20 protein-coding genes are annotated in these 24,477 nt (G+C 65.5%); 12 read left to right on the top strand and 8 right to left on the bottom strand.

The features are described from left to right. Positions 1 to 25: 25 nt before the first annotated feature. The 11 genes from ACVILL_RS20490 to ACVILL_RS20540 all read left to right on the top strand — a co-directional run bounded on the left by ACVILL_RS20490 (position 26) and on the right by ACVILL_RS20540 (position 13,330). Entirely contained in the window at positions 26 to 799 is a 774-nt protein-coding gene (locus tag ACVILL_RS20490; RefSeq protein ID WP_456730707.1) for an SDR family NAD(P)-dependent oxidoreductase, read from the top strand. A 27-nt stretch (positions 800 to 826) separates the two neighbouring features. After that, positions 827 to 2,479, top strand: a complete 1,653-nt coding sequence (locus ACVILL_RS20495; RefSeq protein WP_456730708.1) for an FGGY-family carbohydrate kinase — start codon at positions 827 to 829, stop codon at positions 2,477 to 2,479. A gap of 9 nt (positions 2,480 to 2,488) precedes the next feature. Beyond that, on the top strand, positions 2,489 to 3,427 hold the full coding sequence (locus tag ACVILL_RS20500; protein ID WP_456730709.1) for a carbohydrate kinase family protein: 939 nt from the start codon (positions 2,489 to 2,491) through the stop codon (positions 3,425 to 3,427). Positions 3,428 to 3,508: 81 nt separating this feature from the next. Beyond that, positions 3,509 to 4,939: an amidase gene (locus ACVILL_RS20505; RefSeq protein WP_456730710.1), complete on the top strand. Its 1,431-nt coding sequence runs from the start codon at positions 3,509 to 3,511 to the stop codon at positions 4,937 to 4,939. Positions 4,940 to 5,003: 64 nt separating this feature from the next. After that, positions 5,004 to 5,954: an ABC transporter permease gene (locus ACVILL_RS20510; protein ID WP_456730711.1), complete on the top strand. Its 951-nt coding sequence runs from the start codon at positions 5,004 to 5,006 to the stop codon at positions 5,952 to 5,954. After that, positions 5,951 to 6,847 carry an ABC transporter permease gene (locus tag ACVILL_RS20515; RefSeq protein ID WP_456730712.1) on the top strand — a complete coding sequence of 299 codons (897 nt, stop codon included), beginning with the start codon at positions 5,951 to 5,953 and terminating at the stop codon, positions 6,845 to 6,847. Before ACVILL_RS20510 ends, ACVILL_RS20515 begins: the two co-directional genes overlap by 4 nt. 2 nt (positions 6,848 to 6,849) lie before the next feature. After that, positions 6,850 to 7,848, top strand: a complete 999-nt coding sequence (locus tag ACVILL_RS20520) for an ABC transporter ATP-binding protein (RefSeq protein WP_456730713.1) — start codon at positions 6,850 to 6,852, stop codon at positions 7,846 to 7,848. Next, positions 7,845 to 8,873 carry an ABC transporter ATP-binding protein gene (locus ACVILL_RS20525; RefSeq protein WP_456730714.1) on the top strand — a complete coding sequence of 343 codons (1,029 nt, stop codon included), beginning with the start codon at positions 7,845 to 7,847 and terminating at the stop codon, positions 8,871 to 8,873. Before ACVILL_RS20520 ends, ACVILL_RS20525 begins: the two co-directional genes overlap by 4 nt. A gap of 55 nt (positions 8,874 to 8,928) precedes the next feature. Beyond that, on the top strand, positions 8,929 to 10,419 hold the full coding sequence (locus ACVILL_RS20530) for an ABC transporter substrate-binding protein (protein ID WP_456730715.1): 1,491 nt from the start codon (positions 8,929 to 8,931) through the stop codon (positions 10,417 to 10,419). A gap of 415 nt (positions 10,420 to 10,834) precedes the next feature. Next, on the top strand, positions 10,835 to 12,544 hold the full coding sequence (locus ACVILL_RS20535) for an outer membrane protein assembly factor BamB family protein (protein WP_456730716.1): 1,710 nt from the start codon (positions 10,835 to 10,837) through the stop codon (positions 12,542 to 12,544). A 219-nt stretch (positions 12,545 to 12,763) separates the two neighbouring features. Further along, entirely contained in the window at positions 12,764 to 13,330 is a 567-nt protein-coding gene (locus tag ACVILL_RS20540; RefSeq protein ID WP_456730717.1) for a c-type cytochrome, read from the top strand. A 388-nt stretch (positions 13,331 to 13,718) separates the two neighbouring features. On the opposite strand, the gene ACVILL_RS20545 is transcribed toward ACVILL_RS20540, so the two are convergent. The 4 genes from ACVILL_RS20545 to bla form a co-directional block, all read right to left on the bottom strand. Next, a complete protein-coding gene (locus ACVILL_RS20545; RefSeq protein WP_456730718.1) occupies positions 13,719 to 15,677 on the bottom strand; it encodes a tripartite tricarboxylate transporter substrate-binding protein in 1,959 nt (652 codons plus the stop codon). Between the two features lie 205 nt (positions 15,678 to 15,882). Further along, on the bottom strand, positions 15,883 to 17,118 hold the full coding sequence (locus ACVILL_RS20550; RefSeq protein WP_456730719.1) for a hypothetical protein: 1,236 nt from the start codon (positions 17,116 to 17,118) through the stop codon (positions 15,883 to 15,885). Between the two features lie 270 nt (positions 17,119 to 17,388). Further along, entirely contained in the window at positions 17,389 to 18,303 is a 915-nt protein-coding gene (locus ACVILL_RS20555; RefSeq protein ID WP_456730720.1) for an ankyrin repeat domain-containing protein, read from the bottom strand. A gap of 153 nt (positions 18,304 to 18,456) precedes the next feature. After that, complete coding sequence (gene bla / locus ACVILL_RS20560) at positions 18,457 to 19,356, bottom strand: class A beta-lactamase (protein ID WP_456730721.1); 900 nt, start codon at positions 19,354 to 19,356, stop codon at positions 18,457 to 18,459. A 99-nt stretch (positions 19,357 to 19,455) separates the two neighbouring features. On the opposite strand from bla, the gene ACVILL_RS20565 reads away from it, so the two are divergent. Beyond that, entirely contained in the window at positions 19,456 to 20,424 is a 969-nt protein-coding gene (locus tag ACVILL_RS20565) for a LysR substrate-binding domain-containing protein (RefSeq protein WP_456730722.1), read from the top strand. Positions 20,425 to 20,632: 208 nt separating this feature from the next. Here ACVILL_RS20565 and ACVILL_RS20570 read toward each other — a convergent pair whose 3' ends face one another. From ACVILL_RS20570 to ACVILL_RS20585, 4 genes are read right to left on the bottom strand one after another with little or no spacing between them, the layout of a single operon-like run. Beyond that, on the bottom strand, positions 20,633 to 21,601 hold the full coding sequence (locus ACVILL_RS20570) for an ABC transporter ATP-binding protein (protein WP_456730723.1): 969 nt from the start codon (positions 21,599 to 21,601) through the stop codon (positions 20,633 to 20,635). After that, complete coding sequence (locus tag ACVILL_RS20575; protein WP_456734312.1) at positions 21,598 to 22,578, bottom strand: ABC transporter ATP-binding protein; 981 nt, start codon at positions 22,576 to 22,578, stop codon at positions 21,598 to 21,600. The genes ACVILL_RS20570 and ACVILL_RS20575 overlap by 4 nt, the downstream gene beginning before the upstream one ends. After that, positions 22,575 to 23,492, bottom strand: a complete 918-nt coding sequence (locus ACVILL_RS20580; protein ID WP_456730724.1) for an ABC transporter permease — start codon at positions 23,490 to 23,492, stop codon at positions 22,575 to 22,577. Before ACVILL_RS20580 ends, ACVILL_RS20575 begins: the two co-directional genes overlap by 4 nt. Beyond that, positions 23,458 to 24,414, bottom strand: coding sequence for an ABC transporter permease (locus tag ACVILL_RS20585; protein WP_456730725.1), 957 nt, complete (start codon positions 24,412 to 24,414; stop codon positions 23,458 to 23,460). Before ACVILL_RS20585 ends, ACVILL_RS20580 begins: the two co-directional genes overlap by 35 nt. Positions 24,415 to 24,477 lie beyond the last annotated feature (63 nt).

The raw sequence follows: 24,477 nt of genomic DNA on the forward strand, positions 1-24,477 counted from the left end.
GGGCTCTAGGCAAAGGAAGAAGAAAATGTATCTCGAGAAATTCAGGCTCGGCGGCAAGACCGCCATCATCACCGGCGCGGGTCAGGGCATCGGGCTCGCCTGCGCCGAAGCGCTGGCGGAGGCCGGCGCCAAGGTCATCATCGGCGACCGCGACGCCAAGGCCGCCAATGACGCGCAGGCGGCGCTGAAGGCCAAGGGTTTTGACGCCGATATCGCGCTGATGGACGTGACGGATTCCGGGCGCGTCTCGGCGGTCGCCGACGAATTGGTGCGCAAGTACGGCAAGGTCGACATCCTCGTCAACAATGCCGGCATCGCGCGCAGCGAGACGCCGGCCGAGACCGTGACCGACGAGCACTGGCTCAACGTCATCGACGTCAATCTGAACGGCACCTTCTGGTGCTGCCGCGCGTTCGGCAATCACATGCTGAAGGCGAAGTCCGGCGCCATCGTCAATGTCGGCTCGATGTCCGGCTTCATCGTCAACAAGCCGCAGGAACAATGCTTCTACAACGCCTCCAAGGCCGCGGTACATCATCTCACCAAATCGCTCGCGGCCGAGTGGGGCGCGCGCGGGGTTCGCGTCAACGCGGTGGCGCCGACCTATATCGAGACCCCGCTGAACGCCTTCGTGAAGAACAGCCCCAAAATGTATGACGCCTGGATCGGTGGAACCCCGATGGCCCGGATGGGACAGGTCGACGAGATCGCCTCCGTCGTCTTGTTCCTTGCCTCCGAGGCGGCGAGCCTGATGACCGGAAGCATCGTTCTGGTCGATGGCGGCTACACTTGCTGGTAGGCTTGCCCCGCAAATAACGGAGCGGTCATGCGGCAGGCCTTTATCGGGGTGGACGTCGGGAGCACCAGCGCCCGCGCGGGTGTATTCGACGAGACCGGCAAGCTGTTGGGCTCGGCCCGGCATCCGATCCGGGTCTGGCATGAGCCGGGCGATATCGTCGAGCAGTCGTCCGATGATATCTGGGCGGCCTGCGTCGCCTCGGTGCGCCATGCGCTGCGCGAGGCGGCAGTCGCGCCCGAGCAGGTCAGGGGCATCGGCTTCGACGCGACCTGTTCGCTGGTCGTGCTCGACAAAGCAGGGCGGCCGCTCACCGTCAGCCCGTCCGGCGATGCCGCGCGCAACGTCGTGGTCTGGATGGATCATCGCGCGATGGACGAGACCGAATTCGTCAACGCGACCGGCGACCGCGTGCTGCGCTATGTCGGCGGCGCCATCTCGCCGGAGATGGAGATCCCGAAAATCCTCTGGCTGAAGCGGCATCAACCCGCGACCTTCGAGGCCGCCGGGCACTTCTTCGATCTCGCCGACTATCTGTCGTTCCGCGCGTCAGGCTCGCTGGCGCGCTCGACCTGCACGGTCACCTGCAAATGGACCTATGTGGCGGGCGAGGGCGGCTGGAGCGAACCCTTCCTCAAGCGGGTCGGGCTCGAGGCGCTCGCGGCCGATCGCTTCGCGCGGATCGGCACCGAGATCGTGCCGCCGGGCTCGCCGCTCGGCCGCGGGCTGTCGGACGATGCCGCGCGCGATCTGGGCCTGATGCCGGGAACTGCGGTCGGCGCCTCGCTGATCGATGCCCATGCCGGCGGCGTCGGCGCGATCGGCGGCCGCGGCGGCTCCGGCGCCGAGGTCGATGTCTGCCAGCGGCTCGCCTACATCATGGGAACGTCGGCCTGCATCATGGCGACCACCGTCGATCCCTGCTTCGTGCCCGGCGTCTGGGGCCCGTATTTCGAAGGCATGGTGCCGGGCTTCTGGCTCAACGAGGGCGGGCAGTCGGCAGCGGGCGCCGCGATCGATCATCTGCTCAAGTCGCATCCGGCGCATGCCGAGGTTTCGGCCGCCGCGAAGAGCGACGGCGTCGACGTCATCGAATATCTCGAGAAGCGCATCCTGGCGCGCAGCGGCAATGCCGGCGCGGCCGCGCTGCTCGCGCGCAACGTCCATGTCCTGCCGGAATTCCTCGGCAACCGTTCGCCCTATGCCGATCCCGGCTCACGCGCGGTGATCGCGGGGCTCGATCTCGACACCGACGTGTCGGCACTGGAGCGGCTGTTCGTCGCCGGCCTGTGCGGGCTTGCCTACGGCCTTGCCGACGTCATCGACGCCTTGCAGGCCCATGGTGTCAGCGGCAAGACCATCGTGATCGGCGGTGGTGCGAGCCGCAGCCCCTTGGTGCGCCAGATCATGGCCGATACCACCGGCTACACGGTGGCGTTGCCGCAGACGCAAGAACCCGTATTGCTCGGTGCCGCGATGCTGGGCGCAGTCGCCAGCGGCGCGCATCATTCAATCAACTCTGCAATGGCTGGCATGTCGGCGCTCGGGCGGTTGAGCGAGCCGACCATGCTCGAGCTTGCCGATTTCCACCGCCAGAAGCGCGGCGTGCACAAGATGTTGCGGGCGCTCGATCGCGACAGCCGCGAGGCAATGAAGCGGGCGCCCGGCGAGGCGCCGACCTAGGGTGTTTGCATGCTGCTGAGTTGCGGAGATGCGCTGATCGATTTCCTGCCGTCACGGACGGCGGATGGACGCGAGGCGATGACGCCCGCGGTCGGCGGCTCCTGCCTCAACGTCGCGATCGGAAGCGCGCGGCTCGATGTTCCCACCGGGTTTGTCGGCGGCATCGCGACCGACACGTTCGGCCGGATGATCGCCGATCATGCCGCGGCGTCGGGCGTAGATCTCGACCGCGCGACCCGCAGCGATCGCCAGGCCACGCTGGCGTTTGCGCGCGTGACCGGCACCGAGACGCAATACGCCTTCTACGACGCCGACACCGCATCGCGGAACTGGACCTATCGGCGCGAGGCGATCGCGCTCGACGGCGTCACCTGCCTGCATACCGGATCGACCACGCTGGTGCATGACAAGGGCGCGGCCGAGACGCTGGCCTTCATCGAGGATGCGCGCCTGCATGTGACGATCGCGCTCGATCCGAACTGCCGGCCGAATCTGGTCAAGGACAAGGACGCCTATCGCGCACGCATGCTGGCGTTCTGCGCCAAGGCGGACATCGTGAAGATGTCCGACGTCGACTTCGCCTATCTGTTCGGCGACGAGGCCTATGCGGCGCGGGCCGGGGCGCTGCTGTCCGGCGGCGCATCGCTGGTCGTCATCACGCGCAGCAATGACGGCGCCTCCGCCTGGCACCAAAAGGCCGGACCGATCGAGGTCAAGGCGCCTGTCGTCAACGTCGTGGATACGATCGGCGCCGGCGACAGTTTTCAGGCCGCCTTGCTCGCCGCATTGCATCGGCTGGACCGGATCGCGCGGCAGCGGCTCGCCGGCATGTCCGCGGCCGAACTCACCCGCGCACTGTCCTTTGCCTGCAAATGCGCCGCCTTCACCTGCACCCGCGCGGGCGCCGATCCGCCGCGCAGCCGGGAGTTGCCCGCCGACACCTGGTAAGCCATGCGCGCGGGGCGATGGACTTGCCGCGTGGGGCGCGGCACGATGCCCTCATCGAATACCGATGCGAGCGCGTGCCGAATGAGCGACGACCTGTGCCTGCTGTCAGCCGTTGAACTTCGCGCCCGGATCGCTCGCAAGGACGTGTCGCCGGTCGAGATCACCGCCGCGGTGCTGGCGCGCGCCGAGCGGTTGCAAGCCGAATTGAACTGCTTCATCACGCTGTGCGGCGAGGAGGCGATGGCGCAGGCGAAGGCCGCGGAGCGCCAAATCACGGCCGGCGAGCCGCTCGGTCTGCTGCACGGCATCCCCTTCACGGTGAAGGACATCGTCAGCACCCGGGGCGTACGGACCACCTTCGGCGCGGTACCCTACAAGGATAACGTGCCCGACAATGATGCGGTCGCAGTCGCCCGGCTCCGTGCGCAGGGCGGAATATTGCTCGGCAAGACCACGACGCCGGAATTCGGCAGCAAGTGCCTGACCGACTCGCCGCTGTTCGGCCGCACCCGCAATGCGTGGAGTGCCGAGCGCTCCAGCGGCGGCTCCAGCGGCGGCGCGGCGGTGGCGGTCGCAAGCGGCATCGCGCCGCTGGCGGTTGCGACCGACGGTGGCGGCTCGACCCGGATTCCCGCGGCCTGCAACGGCGTGGTCGGGATCAAGCAGAGCAACGGCGTGATCCCGCACAGCCAGGTGCAGGACGCCTTCGGCAACCAGACCTATGTCACCCCGACCACGCGCAATGTGGCTGACACCGCGCTGATGATGCAGGCGATGGCCGGCGAGGATCCGTCAGACCCGTGGTCGATCGGCGTGCCGGTGCCTGATTATCTCGACCGCGCCGCGCCGCGCGGTGATCTCAGGGGCAGGCGGGTGCTGTTCTGCCTGTCGCCGCCGGGCCGCCCGGTGACCGCGGATGTCGCCGCTGCGTTCAAGGCGAGCCTCGACCGGCTGGCCGGCTTGGGTGCGGAACTCGAGGAATTCTCCGGCGAGGGCTTTGACATCGAGCCGATCTGGCGCGCCATCAATCACACGGTCTGGCGCAGCCGCTTCGAGACGCTCGCAGCCGATCATCCCGATGACCTCAGTGCAACGTTCCTGAAGCAGCTCGCGCTCGCTGCAAGGGTCAGCGGCGTCGACTACCAGCAGGCGATGTTCGAGCGCACCGCGCTGTTCCGCCGCGTGCAGTCGCTGTTCGCGCGCGGTGACCTCCTGGCGATGCCGACCCTGACCCGCACGGCGCTGCCGATCGATCAGGATCTGTTCGGCACCATCGAGATCGACGGGCAGAGCTTCGACAACGTCCGCCCGCACTGGTTTCCCTGGACCATGCTGTTCAACATGACCGGGCATCCCGCGGTCAGCATCCCCGCGGGCTTCGGCCGCGACGGCCTGCCGATCGGCCTGCATCTGGTCGGCCGCTTCCGGGCCGATGCGGAACTGCTGCGCGCGGCGGCGCTGTTCGAGCAGGCGAGCGATCTGCTCGGCCGCTGGCCGGCGCTAGCCGCGTGAAGGGCTTGCATTCGTTCGCGAACATGGTGAAACCTGCAGCCTGTTCCTCACGCGTCGAACGGGCATGAGCGTATTCTTCCTGCGGCGAATCCTGACCCTAATGGCGACGCTGTTCGCGGCGTCGCTGATCATTTTCCTCGTGCTCGATGCGCTGCCCGGCAACGCCGCCCAGATGCTGATGGGCGCCGACGCCTCGCCCGATGCGGTGCGCGCGCTTACCGTCAAGCTCGGGCTCGATCAGCCACTCATGGTCCGCTACCTGCTCTGGCTCAAGGGCATGGCGGTCGGTGATCTCGGCAACAGCTACGTCCATGGCACGCCGGTGGCGGCCCTGATCGCGGAGCGGCTGGTGCTGACGATCCCGCTCGCGATCATGTCGATGTCGATCACGGTGGTGCTGGCGCTCGCCGCCGGCATCTATACCGCCGCCAACCACAACAAGCTCGGCGATGTCGGCGTGATGTCGCTGACGCAGGTCGGCATCGCGCTGCCGAACTTCTGGTTTGCGATCCTCCTGATCCTGCTGTTCTCGGTGAAGCTGCAATTGCTGTCAGCCGGCGGGTTCGCCGGCTGGGATGACGGTGTCTGGCCCGGCATTCGCTCGCTGTTGCTGCCCGCGATCTCGCTCGCCGTGGTGCAGGCCGCGATCCTCGCCCGTGTCACGCGCTCGGCGGTGCTGGAGGTGCTGCGCGAGGACTTTGTGCGCACCGCGCGCGCAAAGGGGCTCGGCAAGCGCGAGGTGCTGTGGCGCCACGTGCTGCGCAACGCGATGATCCCGGTCATGACGGTCATGGGCCTGCAATTCGCCAATCTCTTGGCCGGCACCATCGTGATCGAGAACGTGTTCTACCTGCCGGGCCTCGGCCGGCTGATCTTCCAGTCGATCGCCAACCGCGACCTGATCGTGGTGCGCAACTGCGTGATGCTGCTCGCCGCGATGGTCGTGATCGTGAACTTCGTGGTCGATGTGCTCTATGCCTTCATCGACCCGCGCATCAAGGTCGCGAACCTGTGAGCGCGCCGCTGACCGCATCCGCCGTCACCGCGGCCATCGTGCCGGGCGCAAGGCCTGTGACCGGCTTCTGGCGCCGTGCGCTGCGCCATCGCAGTTTCGTGCTCGGCGCGCTGCTCAGCCTGTTCGTGCTCGGCGCCGCGCTGCTGTCGCTGGTCTGGACACCGTGGTCGGCCTACGACATCGACGTCGCTTCGAAACTGCGCCTGCCGTCGGCGGCACACTGGCTCGGCACCGACGTGCTCGGCCGCGACATCGTCTCGCTCCTCCTGGTCGGCGCACGCTCCACCATCATGGTCGGCGTCATCGCGGTCGGCATCGGCCTGAGCTTTGGCGTCTGCCTCGGCCTGATCGCGGCGGCCCGCAAGGGCTGGACCGAGGAGCTCATCATGCGGATGAGCGACTTCACCTTCGCGTTCCCCGCGGTGCTGTCGGCCATCATGCTGGCCGCCGTCGCCGGCCCCGGCATGCTGACGTCGATCATCGCGATCGGCATCTTCCAGATTCCGACCTTCGTCCGCGTCACCCGCGGCTCGGGCAATGCGATCTGGGCCCGTGAATTCGTGCTGGCCGCGCGCGCCGCGGGCAAGGGCTCATTCCGCATCACCATCGAGCATGTGCTGCCGAACATCCTTTCGATCCTGATCGTGCAGGCGACGATTCAGTTCGCGCTCGCGATCCTCGCCGAGGCCGCGCTGTCCTATCTGGGGCTCGGCACCCAGCCGCCGCAGCCGTCCTGGGGCCGCATGCTCAACGACGCGCAAACCTTGCTGTTCCAGTCGCCGATGCTCGCGGTCTATCCGGGCGCCGCGATCGCGATCGCGGTGCTCGGGCTCAATCTGCTCGGCGACGGCTTGCGCGATCTGCTCGATCCCCGTCTGGCGCGGGAGCGTTGAGCATGAGCGACGCGCCGCTGATCGAGGTGAAAAATCTGGGCGTCCGGCTCAACACCAGCCGCGGCCCGGCGCTGGCCGTGCGCGGCGTCAGCTTTGCGCTTCGCCGCGGTGAGACGCTCGGGCTGGTCGGTGAATCCGGCTGCGGCAAGTCGGTCACGGCGCTGGCCCTGATGGGGCTGTTGCCGGACAGCGCGGTGATCAGCGGCAGCATCCGCCTCGATGGCGCGGAGCTCGTCGGCTTATCCGATAGGGCCTATTGCAAGCTGCGCGGCAACCGCATCAGCATGATCTTCCAGGAGCCGATGACCGCGCTCAATCCGATGCACACGATCGGACACCAGGTCGCCGAGCCCTTGCTGCGCCACACCGCCGTCTCGGCGGGTCAAGCGCGGCAGGAGGCGATCGCCTTGCTCGATCGCGTCGGCCTGCCCGATGCGGCAAAACGCGTCGATGCCTATCCGCACCAGTTCTCCGGCGGGCAGCGCCAGCGCATCACCATTGCAATGGCGCTGGCCTGCCAGCCTGATGTGCTGATCGCCGACGAGCCGACCACCGCGCTCGACGTCACGATCCAGGGCCAGATCCTCGACCTGATCGCCGGTCTCGTCGAGGAGCGCGGCATGTCGATGATCCTGATCTCGCACGATCTCGGCGTGATCGCCGAGAATGTCGATCGCATGATGGTGATGTATGGCGGCACCGTCGTCGAAAGCGGCGCCACCGATGCCGTGTTCACGCGGATGGGCCATCCCTATACGCAGGGCCTGTTCCGCGCCCGGCCGCGGCTCGGCGCCCGCAAGGGGACGCGGCTCAAGACCATCGCCGGCACCGTGCCGGAGCTGGCCGATCTGCCCGCGGGCTGCACCTTCGCCGACCGCTGCGCGATCGCGGAAGAACGTTGCCGCGCGGCGCTGCCGGCCGTGGTCGATGTCGGCGCGAGCCATGGCGTGCGCTGCGTCAGGACCGACGTCTCGATGGCCGACGGGGGCGTTGGCGCATGACGGCGCTTGATCAATCCGCGCCTGCGGCGCCGCTGCTTGCGGTGACCGATCTCGCGCAACAATACACCCTGCCGCGCGAAAGCCTGTTCAAGCCGGCGGCGCAGGTGCATGCGCTCAACGGTGTCACCGCGCAGGTCATGCCGGGCAGGAGCCTCGGCGTCGTCGGCGAATCCGGTTCGGGCAAATCGACCTTTGCGCGGCTGGTGATGGCGCTGGAGCGGCCGACGTCGGGGCAGGTCGTGTTGCTGGGCCGCGACCTCAACCGGATGCCGCCCGACGAGCTGCGCCGCGCGCGCCGCGATTTCCAGATGGTGTTCCAGGATCCCTACGGTTCGCTCGATCCGCGGCAGACCATTGCGCGCATCGTGGCCGAGCCGTTGACGGCGATCGGGCGCATCGATCGCGCCGGCCTGCGCGAGCGTGTCGCCACGGTGCTGCGGCAGGTCGGGCTGCGCGATGCCGACATGGACAAGTTCCCGCACGAATTCTCCGGCGGCCAGCGCCAGCGCATTGCGATTGCGCGCGCGCTGATCACCCAGCCGAAGCTGATCGTCGCCGACGAACCGGTCTCGGCGCTCGACGTCTCGGTGCAGGCGCAGGTGCTCAATCTGATGCAGGATCTGCAGGACGAGTTCGGCCTGAGCTACATCCTGATCAGTCACGACCTCGCGGTGGTCGATCTCATCTGCGACGAGATCGCGGTGATGTATCAGGGGAGGATCGTCGAGCAGGGGCGGCCGGCCGATCTGTTCGCCCGGAGTGCCCATCCCTATACGCGTGCGCTGCTCGATGCGGTTCCGCGGGCGCGCGCCGGTGGTGTCCGGCGCCGCCGCGCCGCACCGGTGATCGGCTCGCAGGCCTCGGCCACGACCGGCTGCCCCTACGCGCCGCGCTGCCCGCTGGCCGGCCGCCATTGTCGCGAGACCGCGCCTGCGCTACGGACGGTAGGAGACGCCCATCTGGCGGCCTGCCATTACGCCGAAGCGGTGATGGCCCTGCCGCCTGTGGTCGCCGAGGCCGATTAGTCTTTTGTGCAGGACTGCCCAGGCCGATGGAAGAGCACGTCCGGGGAGCAGACCAATGTTGAGGAAATTGTGCGTCATCGCGGCGGCTGCGGCGCTCGCCGCAGCGCCGCTGCCGAGCCTCGCGCAGGGCAAGAAGGACAGCGTCGTGATGGGCATGACGCTGGAGCCGCCGGGGCTCGATCCGACCAACGCGGCCGCCGCGGCCATCGCCGAAGTCACGCTCTACAACGTCTATGAGACGCTGACCAAGATCAACGAGGACGGCTCGGTGTCGCCGCTGCTCGCCGAGAGCTGGCAGGCGTCAGCGGATCTCAAGACCTACACTTTCAAGCTCCGCAAGGGCGTCAAATTCCACAATGGCGAGTCGTTCGATTCCGCGGCGGTGAAGTTCAGCTACGACCGCGCTGCGGCGCCGACCTCGACCAACAAGGACAGGAGCCTGTACCAGGCGTTCGCGTCGGTGACGGCGCCCGATCCGGAGACCGTCGTCGTCGCGCTGAAGTACGCCGAGCCGAACCTGCCGTTCCTGCTCGGCCAGGCATCGGGCTCGATCGTCGAGGCGAAGAGCGCGCCGACCGATGTGACGCAGCCGGTCGGCACCGGGCCCTATACGCTCGGCAGTTGGGCCAAGGGCTCGTCGATCACGCTGGTCAAATGGCCGGAGTATCGCAACGCCGCCGCGATCAAGCTTTCCAAGGTGACGATCCGCTTCATCGGCGATCCCGCCGCCCAGGTCGCGGCGCTGCTGTCGGGCGATGTCGACGCGTTTCCGCGGGTCGCGGCGGCGCGCAGCCTCGCGCAGTTCAAGGCCGATCCGCGCTTCAACGTGCTGATCGGCGGCTCCAAGGCCAAGACCATCGTCGGCATCAACGAGCGCAAGAGGCCGCTCGACGACATCAGGGTTCGCCGCGCCATCCTGGCCGCGATCGACCGCAAGGCGATGATCGATGGTGCGGTCGACGGCTTCGGCACCCCGATCGGCAGCTTCTACACGCCGGGTTCGCTCGGCTATTTCGATACCACCGGCATAAATCCCTACGATCCCGAACTCGCCAAGAAGCTGCTGGCGGAAGCCGGCGTCAAGACGCCGCTCGAGCTCAGCCTCAAGCTGCCGCCGCCGTCCTACGCGCGGCAGGGCGGCGAGATCCTGGCGGCGCAACTCGCCAAGGTCGGCATCATCGCCAAGATCGAGAACGTGGAATGGGCGCAGTGGCTGTCGCAGGTCTTCACCGGCCCGCACAATTACGATCTCACCATCGTCGCGCATGTCGAGCCGTTCGACCTCGTCAAGCTGACCGAGCCGGATTACTATCTCGGCTACAAGTCCGAGGCGTTCAACGCGCTGTACCGGCAGATCATGGCGACGCCGGATGAGGCCGGCCGCGCCAAGCTGCTCGGCGATGCTCAGCGCATGCTGGCGACCGATGCGGTGGCCGGCTTCCTGTTCCAGCCGCAGCTGATCACGATTGCGAGCAAGAAGCTGAAGGGCGTGTGGAAGGACGTCCCGCAGTTCGAGAATGATTTCTCGACCTGGTATTGGGAGTAGGTGATCGCGCCGGCGGAGAGCAATGGCCTCCGCCGGCGCGGCTCGCCGCGCGATGCCGTCGTTTGACGCTTAGTCTCATTTTGCGTGCTGCGCTTGCGAAGGCGAATTCGTCCGGCGCGGCGTGAGGACGCCGGAAACCCCGATATCACTCGGATAGATGGCCTGCCCGCGATCGCTGCATTTCGAGCGCGCGGACGCATGCTGTTCCGGCTTCGCATTGAGCGGATCGGTTGTCTTTGTGAAGGACGGCGCTAACATGCAACCCGTCCATCGATACCTGTCGCTGATTTCAGACTGTCTATTGCAACGCAACGAGAGCCACCATTGGTGCGCGCTCGCTCCGGCGGCCAGGCCTCGGATGGGAAGTAGCAAACACCATCCCTAATATTGCGACCAAGAAATAACGGGGGAAATCATGCATGTGAAAGGGCTCGCGGCATTCGCCGCAGCGGTCGGCGTTGGCCTGTTGTCCGGCGCCGCCATCGCGCAGGAAGTCAAGCAGGAGAAGCAGTCGGTCCTCGGCAACGCCAATGTCCCGCCGGTGACCCAGGAGCAGCTCAACGCCGCGGACAAGAACGCCAAGGACTTCCTGCTCACCAATGGCAATTATGCCCAGACGCGGTTTTATCCGGGCAAGCAGATCAGCCGGGACAATGTGAAGAACCTGCACGTCGCCTGGATCTTCCAGACCGATGTCAAGGAGTCGCTCGAGACATCCCCGATCGTCGTCGACGGCGTGATGTATGTCACGACGTCGTTCAGCCATGTCTATGCGCTCGACGCCAAGACCGGCCAGCAGCTCTGGCACTACGCCCACAAGATGGGCCCGATCACCGTCTATTGCTGCGGTCCCAACAATCGCGGCGTCCAGGTGCTCGGCGACCGGGTCTATCTGGCGACGCTGGATTCCAAGCTGATGGCGCTGAATGCCAAGACCGGCGAGGTGGTCTGGACCACCAACATCGCCGATCCCGAACTCGGCTACAGCGAGACGATGGCGCCGACCGTGGTCAAGGACAAGGTCCTGATCGGCACCAATGGTGGCGAATACGGCATCCGCGGCTTCGTGCGCGCCTATGACGCCAAGACCGGCAAGCAGCTCTGGAATTTCAATACCATTCCGGAGAACTCGGTCGGCGTCTGGGCGACCAAGGACGCCACCGGCCGCGACATGCATCGCAATATCCAGGCCGAGAAGGACATGCTCGCCAAGATCGGCGATCCCTATGCCAAGCTCGGTGGCGGCGTGTGGCAGAACCCGTCGGTCGATCTCGCGACCAACCGGATCTACTTCGTCGTCGGCAACCCGTCGCCCGACCTCGACGGTTCGAACCGGCCCGGCGACAATCTCTATACCAACTCGCTGGTCTCGCTCGATCTCGACACCGGCAAGTATGTCTGCCACTTCCAGTACATCGCCCATGACGTGTGGGACCTCGACGCGGTCAGCCCGACCGTGCTGGTCGACGTCAAGGACAAGGGCGGCAAGACCATTCCCGGCGTCATTCATGCCGGCAAGACCGGGCACATCTATGTGCACGATCGCAAGGACTGCAGCCTGATCCGCTTCTCCGAGGCGATGGTGCCGCAGGAGAACATGTGGGTGCTGCCGACCAAGGAAGGTGCGCGCATGCTGCCCGGCGCCAATGGCGGCGTCGAATGGTCGCCGATCGCGACCGACCCGGGACAGTCGCTGGCCTATGCCATCAACCTGCACCAGCCGATGACCTACCACGTCGAGACCTCGGCCTATCCGAACGGCAAGCTGTGGCTCGGCGGCGCCTTCAAGGTGATCCCGAGCGAGAAGCAGTCGGGCAACATCACGGCGGTGAACTACAACACCGGCAAGATCACGTGGCAGGTCCAGACGCCCGAGCCGATGATCGGCGGCATCCTCGCCACTGCCGGCGGCCTGGTCTTCACCGGCGAAGGCAACGGCAAGTTCGCGGCCTACAATTCGTCGAACGGCAAGGAGCTGTGGAGCTTCCGCGCCGGCGCCGGCGTCAACGCGCCGCCGTCAAGCTACATGATCGGCGGCAAGCAGTATGTCGTGGTCGGCGCGGGCGGCAACACCCAGCTCGACTACAAGCGTGGCAACAACATCATCGCCTTCACGCTCGACTGAGCGAGGGACAACAATAGTGGCAGAAGCGGGACCCGTTCGGTCCCGCTTCTGTTTCTTCGGATGAAAAATCCACTGGCGTCATTGCGAGCGAAGCGAAGCAATCCATCGTTCCGCGTATGTGGAAGCCTGGATTGCTTCGTCACTTCAGCGCAAAATGCTCTGCAATTTTGTCGCGCGCTCCTCGCAATGACGGGAGTCATAGCCTCTCGGGATCAACCGATGTTTGGAAGATGGATGATTTGCGGCGCCGCGCTGCTGTTGCTTGCGGCGCAGGCGCGCGCGGAGACCATCGAGGAGAAGGCTGCGGTCTGCGCCGGCTGCCACGGCGCCGACGGCAAGCCGGTCGACAAGACCATTCCGACGATCTGGGGCCAGCAGGCCGGCTATCTCTACATCCAGCTCCGCGATTTCAAGCGCGGCGATCGCAAGAGCGAGATCATGCAGCCGATCGCGACGCAGTTCGAGCGCGACGACATGCTGGCGATCGCGGAATATTTCTCGCAGAAGCCATGGCCTGACCTCGGCCAGCCGCGCGCGCCCAAGGACGTCACGGCGAAGGCGCTCACGGCGAGTGCTTCGGTCGGCTGTCCGGCCTGCCATCTCGATCGCTTCCAGGGCGACGGCACGGTGCCGCGGCTCGCCGGGATGGGGCGGGACTATCTCGCCAGGACCATTGCCGATTTCCGCTCCCGCGCGCGCGGCAACAATCCCGGCATGTCGGACCTGATGCTGGCGACGTCGCCCGACGACCTCGCCGCGCTGGTGGACTATCTGGCGGGGCTTTGAGGCGCGAAGTCTTGTCCTGCGGGCAAGGAGCAGTGCAGCCAGGGCGCGGACTCATTGGGGGCAGCCAAGCCATCACGGGGGTCTGGCCGAACGCAGCGCTACTGGCCCGGCCCTAGGTTCGGTGCTTTTGGACGGGAGCGGACATCAATCAACCGACAAACTCAGCCGAAACCGTCGAGACTGACCCGAAGCGGATTCCCGCTTCCGTTCGGTAGGCTCGGTGGCCTGCGCGCATTCGCGCCAGCGTTGGCGTGCGGAGGCCGCTGCCGCGATCGTCTATCGCTTCAAGAGTTTCGCGATCTCCTCGGGACCGACATCGAATAGGTCGACCCCAAGTTCCCTGAATTTGACCGAGGTGGCCGGGTCATGATCGACCGTCTTCATCATGTCAGCCAAGGCAAGCATTTCTTCGGCAGCGACGCCCTTTCTCGCTCCTACGGCGTACCAATCTCCGTCGGAATACTCGGGGAAGAACTCCGCCACGGTAGGTACGTCCTGAAGACGCGCGTTGCGGCCGGCCTCCGGTCACCGCGAGCGCTCGAACGCGTCCCGTCTTCGTCACGTCCGCCGCATGGAGAATGGTCGACATCATCAGGTCCGCCCGACCGGCGATCACGGCCGCGTAGGCGTCGTCGCCCGACGCTGGGATCCGCTCGCCCCGGATGTCGAAATGGTTCAGGAAGTTCTCCGCTACCTTGGTCGCCGTCCCTCCGCTATCGACGTATCTGATGGGAGTCTTTTCCGATCGTGCGTATCGGACCAGATCCGCCACTGTCCGTACCGGAAGTTTGGGGGTGGCGAGCAGCACGTACGGCACTCGAGCGAAGCCACGAAGCGGTACGACGTCCTCGGGAGGCAACGCATCGCTTCCAAACATCACGAAATGGTAGTCAAGCGACGTGTCCGCAGGCGGTGGCCACTTCCGATCGGTCGGAGCGCCGGTGATCCTGTTGAACGCGAATTCCAGTTCGTACTGTAGAAATCCGCGCATGGACTGCATATTGACGTCTTGTTTCAGATACTCAACCCTGACGTAGGCTTCGGGCCTCAACGGGATTTCGGTGGGACGCAGCTCGGGCATCGGTATCGATGCCGTACATTGGAAGCTGGGACGACAGGAAGGGACGACCGCCGTCGGATCTTTACTGTTCTCCGTGAGGATGTTGCGCACGCTACAGCCCTCATGATTCAGCGACGCGTCGATCAGATGCCCGGTTCTACCGTCGAAGACGCAGTAGTCGGACGCATTGACCGGAGGATCCATGCCGGCCGGTAATATGTAGATCGTGTATCGGCTCAGCGCTGGCAGACGATGGATCGGCTTCAAAATCCGATAGACCTTGTTGTCGCGCAACACTTGGCGTCGCGACGCTTCCACGTCTTCCTCGACGGCCTGATCTCCGACGAGCGCTTCGAACCCGGCCTTGCCCGGTAGGACATCGTATCGCTCCAGTCGCCCGACGGATACCATGCGATTCTCGTCGAGACGGACCGGCTTCGCCACGTCCTCCGGAACGAACTGCTCGAACGACGGCATCTTGGTCCCCGTCAGATCTTCGCTGTAGACGATCCGATCGGCGCGCCCAATCTCCTGCAGCAACATCGTCCTCAGCGCGTCGTCTTCGAGTCTTCCAGTCGCAATAGGAAGGCACGTTGTGAACGAGACCTTCTCCGGCGGTACGCCCGAAACCGCGGATGTGTACATCCCGCCCAGACTCTTGTCCGACTCGACGACCACACGATCGATCAGGCCCACATCGCCATCGAGGTTCCATATCGTCGGTGTCCGGCTTCCGAGAATGAGATAGAGCGGACGGTCTCCCTCGATCCTGATGTTCGAAACAGTGGTCATCTTGTCGAGCCCTACCGTGGAGATCGGCGAAATTCCGCGCGAGCGGCCTCCTCCGAGAGCAAGCACTTCGGACTCCGCACGCGGCGCCGGGATCGGGCACGACGGCGTCCCTGAAGTCGACTTTGATCGTTCGGGATAATTCCACAACGCCGCGATCACGTTGCTGCCGTCGGATTGTCTGGAAACGTGGCCGACCACCACGCCTTTGGATCCCGCTCTCGGGTATCCTCCGCAAGACGAGACCTCGACGGCGAGTGACAGCGGCCCCGGATCGAGGTTCCCAAGCACTACCCGTGACACGCGAACGGCGACCGGACCGGAAGCCGAAGCGGTCCCAATAACTTCGATTTCGACCGCCACAGTTCCTTCGATTACCGGAAGACGGCCTTCTTCGAAGAAGATCGATTGATACGTCGGGGCTCTGCATGCGAGGGCCGAATCCGCGAAGGCGAATATCGCAACGAGGGCGGCCGATGCCGCGAGCGGCCATTTCATCGGTGGAGCCTCCGTATCTTCGGGACGACAATAACAAAAGGCATACCCACGATGTCAACTTCCGCTTGTGGCCCTTCGCCACCAATGCACCCGACCGGCCACCTGTCCGCTGCGTGGGGTAGACCGGACCTTACTGACACCGGGCCAGACTGTAGCGATTGACCCGAACCGGACGAGAGGTATTGCTGAGGCAATCGCATTTGACCTACAGCGCAGCGAAACTATCCGCGAGCCCATACTGCCGCGCGAATATGACGTATTCATCCCGTTCGAACGCGTAGAAGAAATTGGTTCCCCATATTGCTTGCTGCTCGTTGATCTCCTCTCCATTGACCCGGTTCGCATATCGAATGTTCTGAAATGGCGTGCGCCAGATCGTAACGGCCGTCCCCTCGCAGAAGGCAAAGCCACGCAGCTCCGGCTTTACTTCGATATCCGACCAACTCGGCTTTCTCTTCGCAGTCATTTCAGTCGGAAGGTCGGGATCGTCTCCCAGTTTGTTGATCGAGTGATCGGTTCGTGCAGGATAAACTTCGCCAGAGACGGAGTTGCGGAAGAAGATAACGGCGCCTGGCGCACGTCGGGACAGACCGTTCCTCCATCCATTATCGAGGTAATCCTTGAAGCGGTTTCCCTCGAATAATGGGGGATCCTTCGGGTGATAGGCGGTTCTCCAGAGCTCTCGCCCAGCGTCGCTGCCCGGATACCAATAGGTCGGGCGATCGGCGGGCCAAAAGCGATTGATCATGTCGCGCAGCGAGTCGGGAATCTTGACCCGGGAGCCGGCAAGACAATCGGTCGCCATGACGCGATAGCCGGGTTTCCAATACGGGCCGTCCCAGTGGTTTTTTGCGTTGATGCCGAGAAGCGCGTAGGTGACAAAATTCTTTGGTGCTTCATTCTGGCGCCATTCCTGCCATTCCTCTCGCGTCGCTTTGCTGATGGTCGCACCGAAGAATTTCAATTCGGAAAGCGGGCTGTCGTAGGCGTCGTCCGAAGCATAAGCCACCCCAGACCATGGCTGGTCAGCGCTTTCAAAGGTCGCGATGAGAGGCAACAGAGTTTTAGGCACCTTGCCGTTCTCTGTGGTCTCGCCGTTACACGCCTGAGGTGGCCGCACTACGATCCCATGGCCATCCTTCATCTTGAGTCCGAAAATCGTCGGTATGAGCCCGATCTCGACGGTTCGGTCGTTGTCCTTGTAGGTCGTGACCCTGACATTGCAGCCGACCACGATATCGAAATCGAGCGGCTTGCCATTGTAAGCGAGGCTGGCCTTGAACCGGTAATAGTAGCCGCGATCCTGGCCGGGAGTGGTGACCTCGACCGACTTCGTAAAGCTCCAGCCGCCGAGAGCCCGGAATTCCCGGATCACCAGTACGAGCCCCGTGCCGAACACGAGGATGACGACAGCGCTGAGCCATGCAGTGATTGTTTTCATGCCAAACCAACCCAGCAATCGCGGTTCTGACCGCATAGCATCCCGGTCTCGTAGCAAACAGAGGTTGCGTGAGTAATGAGCGTCTACTGATACTTTCTCACTTCGCTTTCACACATCATTAGCCAATTTGAAGCCTGCGCGGCTCTTTTGGCGCAAGTCTGGTATTGGCCCATTGCGGCATTTGCCGCGAATGCACAAAGGCGGTCGGCATCGGAGCAAAGCGGACATCGCGAACGATTGATGAGTACGTGTCCTGGTTCGTAAGCGGTCTCAATGCGGCGTCAGCTCATCGCGTAGCGCCGACAGGATAGTGAGGTCGGCTGCGTGCTTGCCCGCCTTGTCGGCCAATGCAGCATCGGCGCCGTGGGCCAGCAGCGCTTTCGCGATCGCTGGATGATTGCCTTCGGCTGCGATCATCAGCGCCGTGCGTCCGCGCGCGTCACGCTCGTCGACCTTGGCGCCGGCGTCCAGGAGATACGCGACGACTTCGAGCGCCTGCGCCTCCGGCACGGCCTCATCCGGTCCGGCGGCCCACATCAAGAGCGTGAGGTCGTTGGCGTAGCGCGCGTTGACGTCGATATCGCGCGCGAGCAACTGCTTGACGATGCCGAGCTGGCCGCCGGCCGCCGCATACACGACCGGCGGCTTGCCGGTGTCATCGGCCTTGCCGCCGTCGGCGCCGTGCGCGAGCAGCATGCGCACCACCATGTCCCGGCCGGCATAGGCCGCGGCCGCGACCGGCGAGGCGCCGCTGCGCCCGGTGAGATTGACGTCGGCGCCGCGGTCGATGAGCCGCTGCACGATCGCGGCATGGCCGCGCTCGGCGGCAAGATACAGCGCGGTCGATCCCGCGAGGTTGCGCGCGTCGACCGGCGCGCCGCGCGCCAGCAGCAGGTCGACCATGTCGAGATGGCCGGAGCGGGCGGCGTGGCTCAGCGGCCGTGCGCCCAGCCGGTCCCGCGCGTCCACCGAGGCACCGCCGTCGAGCAGCGCGGTGGCAAGGTTGATGCAGTCGGCGTTGGCAGCGGCGAAAAGCGCCAGCGAGATCTCGACCGCGCTGAGCTGGGCCTTGTCGGTCCCGTATTTGCGGGTCTGCTCGCGGCACCGGGCCGGGTCGGCCGCAGCAAAGCCGGCATGGATATGACCGGCAACAAACAGCGCGGCGAGGGCGATGCGGCGATACAAGACCTGTCCTCCGGATGGCCTGCCCAGCGCATTGCCATCCGGAGCGAGCGTCGCATGATCCTTGGTTGCTGCCAAGCCGCGAAGCGATCCCAAGCCGCGCAGCGAGGCCAAGCCGCGCAGCGATGTTGTGCCGCGCGGCGTTGCTCCGCCGCGCTAGCCGCTCTGCCCGGCGCTAGCATTCGCAACGGCGCGCGCGACATTGGCGATCACCTCGTTGCACTTGTCCATCGGAGCACTTGCTCCGGTCAGGTAGACCGTCACCACGATCGGCTTGCGGCCCGGCGGCCAGAACACCCCGATATCGTTATAGGTGCCGCGTTCACCGGTGCCGGTCTTGTCGCCGACCCGCCAGTCGCGGGGCACGCCGGCGCGCAGCCGGGCGTCGCCGGTTTTGTTGCCGATCATCCAGTCCACCAGCTTCTGGCGCGAGGCGGCCTGCAGGACATCGCCGAGCGCCACGCGCTGCAGGTTCTTCAGCGTCGCGACAGGGCTGGTTGTGTCGCGCGGGTCGCCGGGCACAGCTTCGTTCAGTTCCACCTCCCAGCGGTCGAGCCGGCTGACATTGTCGCCAATGGCGCGGAAGAAGCTGGTCAAGCCGGCAGGCCCGCCGATATCACGCAGCAGCAGGTTGGCCGCGGTATTGTCGCTGAGCGTGACCGCGGCCTCGCAGAGTTCGGCCAGCGTCATGCCCGATCCGACGCGTTGCTTGGCGACGGGGGCGTAGGCCAAGATATCCTTGGCCTCGACTTGCATCCGTTGATCCAGGCGGGATTCGCCGCGATCGACCCGGTGCAGCACGGCAGCTGACAGCATCGCCTTGAAGGTGCTGCACATCGGGAACCGCTCGTCGCCGCGCCGGCTCGCGCGCAATCCCGTCTCCATGTCGAGCGCGGCGACGCCGAGCCGGCCGCTGGTCGCGAGCTCGATGCGCGCAAATTCCTGCTGCAACCGCTGCGCCGGTTCGCTCGGTCCCGCCGCTGCACTTTGCCGCGGCAGGATGCAGGCCGCCGCAAGGCCCAGCGCGCGCAATCCAAATGTCCGTCTCGTCAGCATGTCCCGTCTCCGTTGGCGGCGCGAACCTGCCGAACGGCGTGACGGCGCACAAACAATCATTTATACAATGAGGCATGAGAAAAACTTGGTCATGACGCGATGCGCCGGCATCTCCCGCTGAACGCGTTGCGCGCCTTCGAGGCCTCCGCGCGGCTATTGAGCTTCACCCGTGCGGGGATGGAGCTGCGCGTGACGCAGACCGCGATCAGCCATCAGGTCAAGCAGCTCGAGGACCTGCTCGGCGCGAGCCTGTTCCGCCGGCTGCCGCGCGGGCTGGTGCTCACCGACGAGGGGCTGGCGCTGCTGCCCGTGCTGTCAGATGCATTCGATCGCGTCGGCGCCGCGATCGACCGGATCGAGGCCAAGGGTACGCGCGAGGTCGTCACCGTCGGCTGCGTCACCACCTTTGCGACCGGATGGCTGCTGCAACGGGTCGACCGCTTCAAGCGCGCGCATCCCTATATCGACCTGCGGCTGCTCACCAACAACAACCGGGTCGACATCGCGGGCGACGGGCTCGACCTCGCGCTGCGCTTCGGCGACGGCTCGTGGCACGGTACCGAGGCGATCCATCTGTTGTCCGCTCCGCTCTCACCGGTGTGCTGCCCCGATGCCGCGGCCCGGCTGCGCAAGCCGTCCGATCTCGCGCAGGAATTTTTGCTGCGCTCCTACCGCGCCGAGGAATGGCCGCTGTGGTTCGCGGTGGCCGGCGCGCCATGTCCGAAGATTCAGGGGCCGATCTTCGACAGTTCGGTTGGCATGGCCGAGGCGGCGGCGCGCGGCGTCGGTGTCGGGCTGGTGCCGATTGCGATGTTCGCGAACGAACTGGCGTCCGGCCGGCTCAAGCGGCCGTTCGCGGCCGAGGTCCCGGCGGGGTCGTACTGGCTGACCTGGCTGAAGTCGCGCGAGGTGACGCCCGGCATGCGCGCCTTCCGCGACTGGCTGCTCGACACGCTGCGAGCGGAAGTGAATGAGAGCGAGAACAGCGCATCGGCTCCGCGGCCAAGGGCGAAGGCCAGGGCAAAGCGCAAGCCGGTCAAGTCCGCATCGAACAAACGCCCTCGCTAGCGGATGGGGCGCAAGCTGCTTCGGCGAGCAGTGCTCATACGATTTCGGAATATTGGAAATGTATTCCTGAGTTGCCCGACGTGTCAAGTTGCCTGGTCGGACGCCGGCAGCCGCCGGCTCCTTTGCATGGGGTTGTTTTCGATATTTTGGTCCCGCGCATCTGCGGCGCACCGAGAGGCGGGCGGAGCAAGTCGAAGCAGCCAGCGGCCTACGCCAGATGGCACGCCACGAAATGCCCGTTGCTGCCTTCGCGCAATTCCGGCGCCGCCTGCCGGCAGCGCTCCTCGGCGATCGGGCAGCGGGTGTGGAAGTGACAGCCCTTCGGCGGATTCATCGGGCTCGGCACGTCGCCCTTCAGCCGGATGCGGTCGCGCTTCGCCTTTGGATCAGGCACCGGCACCGCCGACAGCAGCGCCTTGGTGTAGGGATGCTGTGGGTTGCGGTAGAGGTCGCTCGCCTTGGCGAGTTCGACGATGCGGCCGAGATACATCACCGCGACGCGGTCGGAGATGTGCTCCACGACAGAGAGATCGTGCGCGACGAACAGATAGGTCAGGTTCAGCTCGGCCTGCAGATCCTCGAGCAGGTTGATGACCTGGGCCTGGATCGAGACGTCGAGCGCCGAGACCGGCTCGTCGCACACGATCAGCTTCGGCTCCAGCGTGAGTGCGCGGGCGATCGCGATGCGCTGGCGCTGGCCGCCGGAGAACTCATGCGGATAGCGCCGCATGTGCTCGGCCTTCAGCCCGACCTTGACCAGGAGGCTCGCGACGCGGTCCTCGCGCTCGCTCGCCGAGGTCGCGAGGTTATGGATGATGAAGGGCTCGCCGAGGATCGCGCCGACCGTCATGCGCGGATTGAGCGAGGCGAACGGGTCCTGGAACACGAGCTGCATGTTGCGCCGCATGGTGCGCAGGTCGCCGCCGCCGAGGCCCGTCACGCTCTGGCCGTCGAACACGATTTCGCCCGAGGTCGGCTCGATCAGCCGCAAGACGCAGCGGCCGGTGGTCGACTTGCCGCAGCCGGATTCGCCGACGAGCCCGAGCGTCTCGCCGCGGTTGACCGCAAACGACACGCCGTCGACCGCATAGACCTGGCCGACCTCGCGCGAGAGCAGGCCGCCCAGCACCGGGAAATGCTTCTTCAGATTGGAAACGCGCAGCAGCGGTTCGCTCATGACGCGTCTCCGAGGTGGCAGGCCATGCGATGGCCGGGTGCGATCTCGCGCAGCCGCGGCTCCTTTTCGGTGCAGACGCTCATGGCGTATTTGCAGCGCGGCGCAAAGCGGCAGCCGGGCGGCGGATTGATCAGGATCGGCACCGAGCCGCCGATCGCCTCCAGCCGTGTTTTGTGCTCGGCGTCGAGATCGATGCGCGGGATCGAGCGGATCAGGCCCTTTGTGTAGGGATGGCCCGGATTGCCGAACAGCTCGTCGACCGGCGCTTCTTCCACCACCTTGCCGGCATACATCACGACGACGCGCTGGGCGGTCTCCGCGACCACGCCCATCGCGTGCGTGATCAGCATCACCGCCATGCCCAAGCGTTCCTTCATGTCCTGCAGCAGGTCGAGGATCTGCGCCTGGATGGTGACGTCGAGCGCGGTGGTCGGCTCGTCGGCGATCACGAGCTTGGGTCGGCAGGCGAGCGCCATCGCGATCATCACCCGCTGGCGCATGCCGCCGGAGAACTGGTGCGGATAGTGATGCACGCGTCCCGCGGCATTGGGGATCTGCACCAGCTTCAGCATCTCGATGGTGCGCTCCAGCGCCTGCTTCTTGGTCACCGCCTCGTGGCGGCGCAGACTCTCGGCGATCTGCTCGCCGATGGTCAGCACCGGATTGAGCGAGGTCATCGGCTCCTGGAAGATGAAGCCGATCTCCTTGGCCCTGATGTCGTCGAGCTCATGGCTGGTCAGCGGCACCAGGTCGCGGCCCTCGAAGATGATCTCGCCTTCGACGATCTTGCCGGGCGGCATCGCGATCAGCTTCAAAATCGACATCGCGGTGACGGTCTTGCCGCAGCCGGATTCGCCGACCACGCAGAGCGTCTCGCCGCGGTTGATCGAGATGTCGACGCCGTCGACCGCCTGCAGCACGCCGGCGTCGGTGGTGAAATGGGTTTTCAGGCCCTTGATGTCGAGCAGCGCCATCAGATCACCTTGCGCGCGTCGAGCGCATCGCGCAGCCCGTCGCCGATGAAGTTGATGGCGACCACCGCGATGAAGATCGCGCCGCCCGGAAACAGCGCCCAATGCGGGCCGATGTCGAGAAAGTCCTTGGCGTCATAGAGGATGCGGCCCCAGGTCGGCGTATCCGGCGGGAAGCCGAGGCCGAGGAACGAGAGTGTCGATTCGGCGATGATCGCTGCGGCAACGTCGATCGTGCCGGCGATGATGACAGGTCCCAGCGCGTTGGGCAGGATGTGGCGCACCACCTGGCGCACCGGGCTCGCGCCGAGCGCGCGCGCCGCCTCGACGAATTCCTTCTCGCGCAGCGACAGGAACTGGGCGCGCACCAGACGGGCGACCGGCATCCAGCGCAGGCCACCGATCACCAGCACGATCAGGATGAAGATGCCGCCCTCCGGGCCGAATACCGCCTTCAGCCCGTCGCGGAACAGATAGATCAGCATCAGCAGCAGCGGCAGCTGCGGCAGCGACAGGAACAGGTCGGTCAGCCACATCAGTGCGTAGCCGAGCGCGCCGCGCGACATGCCGGCGAGCGCGCCGATCAGCGTGCCGACGAATACCGAGACCAGCATCGCGGCGAGGCCGACCGCGAGCGAGATGCGGCCGCCATAGATCATGCGGGCGAGCAGGTCCTGGCCGAGATCGTCGGTGCCGAACGGATGCGCCAGCGACGGGCCCTGCATGCCGGCCAGCACGTCGATGTCGCTGATCGAGACGCGCCAGACGAACGGCCCGATCACGACGGCCGCGATCAACAGCAGCAGCAGCACGGCGCTGACCACGGCCGGCTTGTGCCGGCGGTAGCGCCGCCAGGTTTCACGCAGGGGCGAATAGCCGCGCCGCTCAGCGGAAGGAGATGCGAGGGTCAAGCCAGCCATAGAGGACATCTGCGATCAGGTTGAACAGCACCACGAGACACGCGAAGACGAAGGTCACGGCCATCACGACCGGCGTATCGTTGGCGAGGATGGAGGAAATCAAGAGCGAGCCGATGCCGGGAATCCGGAATATCTGCTCGGTGACGATGGCGCCGCCGAACACGGCGGGCATTTGCAGTGCGATCAGCGTGACGACCGGGATCATCGCGTTGCGCATCACATGCTTGACGATCACCTTGGCCTGCCCGAGCCCCTTGGCGCGGGCGGTGGTGACGTAGTCGAGCCGGATCACGTCGAGCATCGCCGAGCGCACGAAGCGGGTCATCGACGCGGCCTGGAACAGGCCAAGCACCATCACCGGCATGATCGCCTGCCGGATCATCTCCAGCAGCCAGGGAATGCCGCTTCCCGGCACCTCGGTGTAGACGAAGGGCAGCCAGTCGAGCTTCACCGAGAACACCAGGATGAACAGGATGCCGGTGAAGAAGGTCGGCAGCGAGAAGCCGATGAAGGCGAACGTGTTGGCGAGCTGGTCGAAGATCGAATAGGGCCGGGTGGCGGCATAGACGCCGACCGGGATCGCGATGAGGAGCGCCAATAGCTGCGACGAGCCGACCACGTAGAGCGTGGTGGGCAGCCGCTGCAGGATCAGCGTGTCGACATCGACCCGGCTGACAAAGGAGAAGCCCCAGTCGCCCTGCGCCATCGCCGCGAGCCAGTGCAAATAGCGCAGATAGATCGGGTCATCGAGGCCGAACTTGGCGCGCAGCGCGGCCTGCACCTCGGGCGGCACGTTCGGATTGGTCGCGAGCTCGCTGAACGGATCGCCCGGCGCCAGCGCCAGCACGACGAACAGCACGAGCGAGATTCCGAGCAGGCTCGGGATCGCGATCATCAGGCGACGCAGGACATATTGACTCATCGAGAGATCATCTAACTAACGCTCGCACCTTGAGCACGTTGATTTCGCTTCCAATCGAAAGGC

It is taken from the genome of Bradyrhizobium sp. USDA 3364, from assembly GCF_054056355.1.

Bases quoted from the DNA above. Each gene is read 5' to 3' on its own strand.
- ACVILL_RS20490 (WP_456730707.1), top strand. From the start codon at position 26: ATGTATCTCGAGAAATTCAGGCTCGGCGGCAAGACCGCCATCATCACC.
- ACVILL_RS20495 (WP_456730708.1), top strand. From the start codon at position 827: ATGCGGCAGGCCTTTATCGGGGTGGACGTCGGGAGCACCAGCGCCCGC.
- ACVILL_RS20500 (WP_456730709.1), top strand. From the start codon at position 2,489: ATGCTGCTGAGTTGCGGAGATGCGCTGATCGATTTCCTGCCGTCACGG.
- ACVILL_RS20505 (WP_456730710.1), top strand. From the start codon at position 3,509: ATGAGCGACGACCTGTGCCTGCTGTCAGCCGTTGAACTTCGCGCCCGG.
- ACVILL_RS20510 (WP_456730711.1), top strand. From the start codon at position 5,004: ATGAGCGTATTCTTCCTGCGGCGAATCCTGACCCTAATGGCGACGCTG.
- ACVILL_RS20520 (WP_456730713.1), top strand. From the start codon at position 6,850: ATGAGCGACGCGCCGCTGATCGAGGTGAAAAATCTGGGCGTCCGGCTC.
- ACVILL_RS20525 (WP_456730714.1), top strand. From the start codon at position 7,845: ATGACGGCGCTTGATCAATCCGCGCCTGCGGCGCCGCTGCTTGCGGTG.
- ACVILL_RS20530 (WP_456730715.1), top strand. From the start codon at position 8,929: ATGTTGAGGAAATTGTGCGTCATCGCGGCGGCTGCGGCGCTCGCCGCA.
- ACVILL_RS20535 (WP_456730716.1), top strand. From the start codon at position 10,835: ATGCATGTGAAAGGGCTCGCGGCATTCGCCGCAGCGGTCGGCGTTGGC.
- ACVILL_RS20540 (WP_456730717.1), top strand. From the start codon at position 12,764: ATGTTTGGAAGATGGATGATTTGCGGCGCCGCGCTGCTGTTGCTTGCG.
- ACVILL_RS20545 (WP_456730718.1), bottom strand. From the start codon at position 15,677: ATGAAATGGCCGCTCGCGGCATCGGCCGCCCTCGTTGCGATATTCGCC.
- ACVILL_RS20550 (WP_456730719.1), bottom strand. From the start codon at position 17,118: ATGAAAACAATCACTGCATGGCTCAGCGCTGTCGTCATCCTCGTGTTC.
- bla (WP_456730721.1), bottom strand. From the start codon at position 19,356: ATGCTGACGAGACGGACATTTGGATTGCGCGCGCTGGGCCTTGCGGCG.
- ACVILL_RS20565 (WP_456730722.1), top strand. From the start codon at position 19,456: ATGCGCCGGCATCTCCCGCTGAACGCGTTGCGCGCCTTCGAGGCCTCC.
- ACVILL_RS20570 (WP_456730723.1), bottom strand. From the start codon at position 21,601: ATGAGCGAACCGCTGCTGCGCGTTTCCAATCTGAAGAAGCATTTCCCG.
- ACVILL_RS20580 (WP_456730724.1), bottom strand. From the start codon at position 23,492: ATGGCTGGCTTGACCCTCGCATCTCCTTCCGCTGAGCGGCGCGGCTAT.
- ACVILL_RS20585 (WP_456730725.1), bottom strand. From the start codon at position 24,414: ATGAGTCAATATGTCCTGCGTCGCCTGATGATCGCGATCCCGAGCCTG.